The sequence below is a fragment of the Lysobacter zhanggongensis genome, from assembly GCF_046638635.1.
Classification (GTDB): Bacteria; Pseudomonadota; Gammaproteobacteria; order Xanthomonadales; family Xanthomonadaceae; genus Novilysobacter; species Novilysobacter luteus.
The window spans coordinates 1-6,472 of the sequence record NZ_JBJXHK010000101.1 but is presented as its reverse complement, the minus strand read 5'-3'; the positions used below and the strand labels follow the sequence as shown (position 1 = coordinate 6,472).

Here is a 6,472-nt window from a genome sequence, read left to right as displayed (position 1 = left end):
GTCGGCGCCGTCGGGCGCGCCCGGGGTTGCGGCGTCACCCGTGCCGGCGCCGCAACCGCACAGCAGCGCGAGCAGGCAGGCGGGAACCAGCGTATGCCGCCGTGGCGCGGCGGACGCGGGACGGCGGTGGTGTCGAACGGGCATGGCGCACCTCAGGACAGGGCCTTGGACGCCTCGAACGGTAGCGGGCGGGCCCCGGAACTGACAATGCGCGGCTCGACCGCGGTCAGCAGCTCCTTGGTGCCGTCGATCACGACGAGGATGTTGCCGGCTTCGATTTCGTCATGGAACTTGCGGCGGATCGGGTCGGGCAGCGAGGACCCCATGAGCGCCGACGCCCATGAGCCGACCGCGGCACCGGCGATCGTGGCTGCGGCCGCGCCAGCGAGGGTGATCCCCAGCGGCGGGATCGCTATCGCGACGAGACCGGCGAGCAGGCCGGCACCGGCGCCATAGCCGGCGCCGCGCACGGCGGCCGGCAGCATGTCGGTATCGGCTTCCTTGCGGTCGTCGGGGATACCGTCCATCTCAACGTCCGAGCGTGCCACCAGCAGGATGTCCTCGTCTGGCACGCCGGCGTCGCGCGCGGCGCGGATCGCCGCTTCGGCGGCAGGCAGGTCGGGGGTGGTGAACACGTGTCGCAGCTTCATCGGTCGGTCCCGTCGATCCGTGGGCGGGGCGTGGCGGCTCCCAAGGGGGCTGGCCACGGCAGCAGGCATCGACCCCAGTCTCCGCCGCGACGGTGACCCGGACGTGATGAATCCGGTGCCCGGCCGACCGCCGCTCCGCGGCCCGGCGAGACCGGTACGTCGCGGTATTGCGCCCCGCGCTTTTCGTGAAGGTTGTGTTGGCGTTCAGCCGGGAGTTACTCCACACCAGCCCCGCAGGTCGGCGCCGCGGACGTCGCGTCCCGACGCCTGCCATGGCCCGCCGCACCGGAGGTTAAGCCAACGTTGGGCTAACGATCAGCGGCCGGTCATCGTTCAGCGCCATCGCCACACCGTGCAACCGCGGCACAGCACTCCATTCGACAAGCCGCGGGTGCCCGGACGCTGGCCGGGCACACCCATCCATTCCGGCGGACCCGCCGCCGGATATTGCGGACATCCCCATTCCGCACATCCCCCAGGAGCTCCCATGAAGCACACCTTCCGTATTTCCTTCCTTTCCGCACTGGTCGTCGCGCTGGTGGCGCCGGCCGCCTTAGCGCAGGACGCCGTCACCGAAGCCGCGCCCGATCCGGCGGCACAGGCCGCGCCGGCCGAGAGCGCGGCGACGCAGAAGACCAGCTGGAACGATGTCGACGTCGACCAGGACGGCAAGCTCAGCCAGTCCGAAGCCGCCGTGGTGCCGGCGCTGGTGGCCGTGTTCGCCGAAGCCGACGCCGATGCGGACGGCGCGCTGACCCCGGACGAGTACCAGGCCTACGTGGCCAGGGTGCAGGGTGGGGCAGCCGCGGGCGCGGATACCGGCAGCGGCGGGTAAGCTGCGACTCCAGTCCCACCGGGGGCGGCCTTCGGGTCGCCCTCGTACGTCGTGGGTCGGGCTGCACGACGGTGCGACGCGGGCGTCCTTCATACTCGGCCGATGGATTCGATCGCGATGGTCGGCTTCGATGCCGACGACACCCTCTGGCGCAGCCAGGATTTCTTCGACGCCGCCCAGCTCGAGTTCGAGCGCATCCTGGGCCGTTACATCGACCTGGCCGATGCACGCGCGCACGAGCGCCTGTACGAGGTCGAAAGCCGCAACATCGCGGTGTTCGGCTATGGCGTCAAAGGCATGGTGCTGTCGATGATCGAGGCCGCCGTCGAGCTGACCGACGCGCGTATCGCGGCCACCGACCTGCACCGTATCGTCGGCCTCGGCAAGGACCTGCTGCGGCATCCGGTTGAACTGCTGCCGGGCGTGCGCGAAGCGGTCGAGGCGATCGCCGCCGACTTCGAGGTCGTGCTGATCACCAAGGGCGACCTGTTCCACCAGGAAGCGAAGGTCCGCGACTGCGGGCTGGCCGGCCTGTTCCGGCGCATCGAGATCGTCAGCGAGAAGGACCCGCCCACCTACGCGCGGCTGCTGGAGGAGTTCGACCTGCCGGCCCACCGCTTCGTGATGATCGGCAACTCGTTGCGTTCGGACATCGCACCGGTGCTGGCGCTTGGCGGTTGGGGCATCCACGTGCCGTACCACACCACCTGGGCGCACGAGACCGGGGTGGAGATCGCGCCCGACGAACCCCGCGTGCGCACTGTCGCCACCGCCGGGGAACTGCCTGCGGCGGTAGCGGCGCTGGCGCGGGCCGCGCGCTCGGGTGGGTTCCGGAACGATTGCTGAGCGTGAAGGCGATGTCGGCCAAATATTAAAAACCGGTTCACGGTTGCCCGGGCATGGTCGATCCGTGCCCGCCGCCGCGGGCGAACCCAGGAGTTGCCCATGGCCATCGCATCGACCCTTTCCCGCTGGCTCGCCCCGGTCGTCCTCGCTGCCGGTTTCGGCGTCCTCGCGATGGCGCCGGCCCCGGCCCAGGCGCAGAGCAGCCAGGACATCGCGCGCGTCATCGTCGACGTCGCCGATGTGATCTTCCGCAGCGGCCAGCCGTATTACCGGCACGGCAACTACGGCCACAACGATCGCCTGATCGTGGTGCGCGACCGGTACGGCCGCCCGACCTACTACCGCCAGGTCAATCGCGCCTATCGCCCGGGTCCGCCTTACGGCGTGGCGCACGGCTATTACCGCAACGGCCCCGGCAACACCCGGGTGAAGTGCAACAAGCACGGCAAGTGCAAGGTCCAGGGGCATTACTACGACGCCCGCTACGACCGCGATCGCCATGACCGCCGCGACCGCTACAGCCGTTACGACCGTTACAACCGCTACGACCGGTATGACCGCGACGATCGTCGCCGCCGCGACCGCTGGGACGATTGACCGCCAGCCGGTCGTAATCACCCGGGACGGCACCGCTTGCGCGGTGCCGTTTTCGTTGGTGCGCGGGGTGTCGCGCCGCGGCATGAACGGCGGCATCCGGATCAGGTAGCCTGCGGGCATCCACCATCGGGGAATCCCATGAACCTGCGCCTTGCTCCCTTCGCACTCGTCGCCGGCCTGCTGCTGGCCTGCACGTCCGCCCCTGCCGCGGCCGCCGGTTCCATCGACTGCGAACTGCGCTTCGACCTGTCCGGCTGGTCGGCGTTCTACAAGACCGGGAAGGGCAGCGGCACGGTGAGTTGCGACAACGGCCAGAGCATGGCGGTGCAGATCAGCACCAAGGGCGGCGGCCTGACATTCGGAAAGACCCGGATCGAGGACGGCCGCGGCGAGTTCTCCGGCATCAACAGCATCGACGACGTGCTGGGCACGTATGTCAGCGCCGAGGCGCACGCCAGCGCCGGCAAGTCGAGCAAGGCCCAGGTCATGACCAAGGGCGATGTCTCGCTGGCGCTGGCCGGCAAGGGCGAGGGCTGGAGCCTGGGCGTTGCTTTCGGCAAGTTCGTGATCACCCGCTGACCGGCATCGGCCGATTTCAGAACCCGTTCACCCCGGATGCGGAGGATCGGCACTCCCGGCCCGCAGGAGACACCCCATGAAATCGGCAACCCGCTTGCTCCGCACGCTTGGCCTGACCACGGCGCTTGCCGCGGCGGCAGGTCTGGGCACCGCTTCGGCCCAGACCGTCAACTGGGATCCGCGCACCGGCGACGTGTGGGTGGACACCTGGCTGGACGACATCAACCGGTACGGCGGCCGTTACCAGCAACCGTTCGTCGATGAGATGGTCCGCTACTACGGCGCGCCGCGGGATCTGGTGACCTCGCTGCTGCTGGAGCGCGACTGGGAACCGGGCGACGTGTACTACGCCTGCGCGATCGCCCAGGTGGTCGGCCGTCCGTGCCGTTACGTCGTCGACGAGTGGGAACGCGATGGCCGCGGTGAAGGCTGGGGCGCGCTTGCCCAGCGCATGGGCATCAAGCCTGGCTCGGCCGAGTTCCACCAGCTCAAGCGCGGCTTCGTGTCCAGCTATGACCGCTGGGGTCGCCCGATCCGGATCGACGACGACCTCTACGACGATTACCCCGAGCGAGCCCGCCTTATCCGCGAGGGTCGGGACGACCGGAACTGGCGCCGCGCCGATGATGACGACCGGGGCAACCGTGGCAATGCCGGCAACGCCGGTCGCGGCAACGACGGCAACGACGGCAACCGCGGCAACGCCAATGCCAACCGCGGAAATGGAAACGGAAACGCCAACGCCGGCAATGCCGACAAGGGCCGTGGCAACAGCGGCAAAGGCAACGGCAATGGCAACCGCGGCGACAACAAGGGTAACGCCGGCAACAATGGCAACGGCAACAAAGGCAATGCCGACAAGGGCCGCGGGAATAACGGCAACGGCAAGGGCAACGGGCGCGGCGGCTGATCCCCAACGCCGAAACCGGCCCGACCCGCCGTGGCCGGCCCGTACAATTGCGGCGATGCCCAGCACCGCCGTCATCGCTCCCGACCAGTTGCGCCTGTCCGTCGCCCCGATGATGGACTGGACCGACACCCACTGCCGGGTCTTCCACCGGTTGCTGGCGCCGCATGCGCGGCTGTACACCGAGATGGTGCACGCCAACGCCGTCATCCACGGCGATCGTGGGCGGCTGCTGGCGCTGGACCCGGTGGAGCACCCGGTCGCGCTGCAGCTGGGTGGTAGTGAACCGGAGCTGCTGGCCCGGGCCGCACGCATTGGCGCCGAGGCCGGGTTCGGCGAGATCAACCTCAATTGCGGCTGTCCGTCCGACCGGGTCCAGGCCGGGCGTTTCGGCGCCTGCCTGATGCGCGAGCCCACGCTGGTGGCGGCATCTGTCGCGGCCATGGTCGAAGCCTGCAACGTGCCGGTCACGGTCAAGTGCCGGCTCGGCGTGGACGACGACCACGACTACGGCGGCTTCCGTGCCTTCATCGATGAGGTCGCCGCGGCCGGCTGCCGGATGTTCGTGGTGCATGCACGCAACGCCTGGCTGCAGGGACTCAGCCCGAAGGAGAACCGCGAGGTCCCGCCGCTGCGCTACGACTGGGCCTACCGGCTCAAGCGCGAGCGCCCCGACCTGCAGGTGCTGGTCAATGGCGGCATCGCCACCGCCGAGGAGGCGACCGCGCACCTGCAGCACGTCGAGGGGGCGATGCTTGGCCGCGCGGCCTACCACACGCCCTACCTGCTGCACCGGCTCGACGTGGCGTGGTTCGGGGGCGAGCTGCGCAGCCGCGCCGAACTGCTGCGCGCGTTGCAACCCTACGTCGAGGCGCAGCTCGCGAGCGGGGTGTTCCTCAAGCACATCACCCGGCACCTGCTGGGGCTGTTTGCCGGCGAGCGCGGGGGTCGCGCGTTCCGCCAGGTGCTCAGCGAAGGTGCCCACCGGCCCGGAGCCGACTGGTCGCTGGTGGAGCGCGCCCTCGCAGTGACCGAGTCGTTCGCCGCGCCAACCGCTCCATCGCTTCCACAGGCTTCTGGATGATCACGCGCGATGTCGGGCAGTTCCTCGCCGCCGCGCGCCGTGCGCCGTTCGACTTCGGACCCGCCACCGNGCCCGGAGCCGACTGGTCGCTGGTGGAGCGCGCCCTCGCAGTGACCGAGTCGTTCGCCGCGCCAACCGCTCCATCGCTTCCACAGGCTTCTGGATGATCACGCGCGATGTCGGGCAGTTCCTCGCCGCCGCGCGCCGTGCGCCGTTCGACTTCGGACCCGCCACCGCGCGCGCGGCCTTCCTGGTAGCGCCGGACGGTTTCCGCCTGGCGGGCCAGTCGGCGGCCGACAACCACTACATGGCCGACGCCGGCGCCTTCGACGCCGCGCGCGCTTCGGCGCAGCACCGCGACCTCCACCGCGCCATCGCGCGGGTGCTGCCGGCGGTGTGCTTCGCCGGCGACCCCGAAACCCCGGATGCGCTGTTCCCCAACAACGTCTTCGCCACCACCGCGGGCCGCTACGTGGTCGGACGCATGCGCCACCCGGTGCGCCAGCGCGAGGCGACCCGCGCCGACATCCGCGGGTTCTTCGGTGGGGTGCTCGACTACGCCGAGATCGACCTGTCGACCCAGCCGCATCCGTGCGAGCTGACCGGCGCGCTGGTGATCGACCGCGCGCGCGGACTGGGGTTCGCCGGACTGTCGGAGCGGTGCGACGCGGAGGGCGCGCGCCTGATGCACGAGGCGCTCGGCCTGCGCGCGACGCTGGTGTTCGACCTCGCCGACGGCGAATACCACACCAACGTCGTGCTCGCGGTGCTGGCCGGTCGCGCGGCGATGGTCTGCCCGGGCGGACTCGCCGACCCGGCGGTGGTCGACGCGATCGCCGCGCTGTATGCGCCCCACGCAATCATGCTGTCGCCGGCCGAGCACGCTGCGTTCGCGGGCAACGCGATCGCGCTGTCGGAAGACACCGTGTGGATGAGCGAGGGCGCCGGCCGCGCGCTGGCGCCGGCGACGCGCG

General features: G+C 70.3%; 8 protein-coding genes. 7 read left to right on the top strand and 1 reads right to left on the bottom strand.

Annotation, left to right across the window (positions count from 1 at the left end):
* Positions 1 to 152: 152 nt before the first annotated feature.
* The gene (locus tag ACKVMH_RS12095; protein ID WP_215218872.1) at positions 153 to 650 is read right to left on the bottom strand and encodes a hypothetical protein; all 498 of its coding nucleotides are present in this window, start codon (positions 648 to 650) and stop codon (positions 153 to 155) included.
* A gap of 487 nt (positions 651 to 1,137) precedes the next feature.
* Here ACKVMH_RS12095 and ACKVMH_RS12090 point away from each other — a divergent pair, with 487 nt between their 5' ends.
* From ACKVMH_RS12090 to ACKVMH_RS12060, 7 genes are all read left to right on the top strand, one after another.
* Complete coding sequence (locus tag ACKVMH_RS12090; RefSeq protein WP_412700482.1) at positions 1,138 to 1,485, top strand: EF-hand domain-containing protein; 348 nt, start codon at positions 1,138 to 1,140, stop codon at positions 1,483 to 1,485.
* Positions 1,486 to 1,587: 102 nt separating this feature from the next.
* Positions 1,588 to 2,331, top strand: coding sequence for an HAD family hydrolase (locus ACKVMH_RS12085; RefSeq protein WP_412700481.1), 744 nt, complete (start codon positions 1,588 to 1,590; stop codon positions 2,329 to 2,331).
* A gap of 99 nt (positions 2,332 to 2,430) precedes the next feature.
* On the top strand, positions 2,431 to 2,928 hold the full coding sequence (locus ACKVMH_RS12080) for a hypothetical protein (RefSeq protein ID WP_412700480.1): 498 nt from the start codon (positions 2,431 to 2,433) through the stop codon (positions 2,926 to 2,928).
* 138 nt (positions 2,929 to 3,066) lie between these two features.
* Positions 3,067 to 3,507 (top strand): hypothetical protein, encoded by a 441-nt coding sequence (locus ACKVMH_RS12075; protein WP_412700479.1) that lies wholly within the window; start codon positions 3,067 to 3,069, stop codon positions 3,505 to 3,507.
* 76 nt (positions 3,508 to 3,583) lie between these two features.
* Positions 3,584 to 4,417, top strand: a complete 834-nt coding sequence (locus ACKVMH_RS12070; RefSeq protein ID WP_412700478.1) for a hypothetical protein — start codon at positions 3,584 to 3,586, stop codon at positions 4,415 to 4,417.
* A 55-nt stretch (positions 4,418 to 4,472) separates the two neighbouring features.
* Positions 4,473 to 5,498, top strand: a complete 1,026-nt coding sequence (gene dusA / locus ACKVMH_RS12065; RefSeq protein WP_412700477.1) for a tRNA dihydrouridine(20/20a) synthase DusA — start codon at positions 4,473 to 4,475, stop codon at positions 5,496 to 5,498.
* A gap of 163 nt (positions 5,499 to 5,661) precedes the next feature.
* On the top strand, positions 5,662 to 6,472 hold an 811-nt coding region (locus ACKVMH_RS12060; RefSeq protein WP_412700476.1), incomplete at its 3' end, for an arginine deiminase-related protein.

Excerpts from the sequence above, each read along its gene's own strand:
- ACKVMH_RS12095 (WP_215218872.1), bottom strand. The coding sequence starts at position 650 with ATGAAGCTGCGACACGTGTTCACCACCCCCGACCTGCCTGCCGCCGAA.
- dusA (WP_412700477.1), top strand. The coding sequence starts at position 4,473 with ATGCCCAGCACCGCCGTCATCGCTCCCGACCAGTTGCGCCTGTCCGTC.
- ACKVMH_RS12080 (WP_412700480.1), top strand. The coding sequence starts at position 2,431 with ATGGCCATCGCATCGACCCTTTCCCGCTGGCTCGCCCCGGTCGTCCTC.
- ACKVMH_RS12070 (WP_412700478.1), top strand. The coding sequence starts at position 3,584 with ATGAAATCGGCAACCCGCTTGCTCCGCACGCTTGGCCTGACCACGGCG.
- ACKVMH_RS12090 (WP_412700482.1), top strand. The coding sequence starts at position 1,138 with ATGAAGCACACCTTCCGTATTTCCTTCCTTTCCGCACTGGTCGTCGCG.
- ACKVMH_RS12085 (WP_412700481.1), top strand. The coding sequence starts at position 1,588 with ATGGATTCGATCGCGATGGTCGGCTTCGATGCCGACGACACCCTCTGG.
- ACKVMH_RS12075 (WP_412700479.1), top strand. The coding sequence starts at position 3,067 with ATGAACCTGCGCCTTGCTCCCTTCGCACTCGTCGCCGGCCTGCTGCTG.